The sequence below is a fragment of the Enterobacter sp. B79-1 genome, assembly GCF_057444735.1.
In genome coordinates this window covers 1-558 of the sequence record NZ_JBYAZJ010000022.1, presented here as the reverse complement: position 1 = coordinate 558, position 558 = coordinate 1, and the positions used below count along the sequence as shown (strand labels likewise).

Annotated in this window: 1 protein-coding gene; it reads right to left on the bottom strand. The window is 66.1% G+C overall.

Annotation, left to right across the window (positions count from 1 at the left end; translation table 11 throughout):
- A partial coding sequence (locus AC2T6E_RS22640) for an Ig-like domain-containing protein (protein WP_486693253.1) occupies positions 1–558 on the bottom strand: 558 nt, incomplete at both ends.

Below are 558 nucleotides of genomic sequence, written 5' to 3'. Positions count from 1 at the left end.
GCATCGGTATCGATGGTCACGGTCCAGCTGCTGCTGCTTGACTCGTTGCCCATCGGATCCTTCGCCGTGGCGGTGAAGCTGTGCTCGCCGCGACCCAGATCCACGCTCGGCGTGAAGCTCCAGGTACCGTCCGCGCCCGCGGTGGTGGTGCCCAGCACGTTGCTGCCGTCCATGATGGTTACGGTGCTGCCCGCCTTCGCCGTGCCGCTGATTTGCGGACGGGTATCGTCGGTGACCGCGTTCTGGGACAGGCTGCCGGTCACGCTGCCGACGTCGTCGGTCACGCCGGTGATTTCCACCTTGCCCGGGACCACGTCAACGGTGATGACCACGTGCGACCCTTCCGGTCCGGTGTTGCCTGACGGATCGGTCACGGTGGTGGTCAGGTCGTGCTCGCCGTTGGAGAGCGCCTGATCCGGGGTGAAGCTCCAGGTACCGTCCGGGTTCACCTTCGTGGAGCCGATAACCTGGCCGTTGTCGATGATGTTCACCGTGCTGCCCGGCTCGGCCTTGCCGCTCAGGGTCGGGGTGTTGTCATCGGTGGTGTCGCCGCTCACG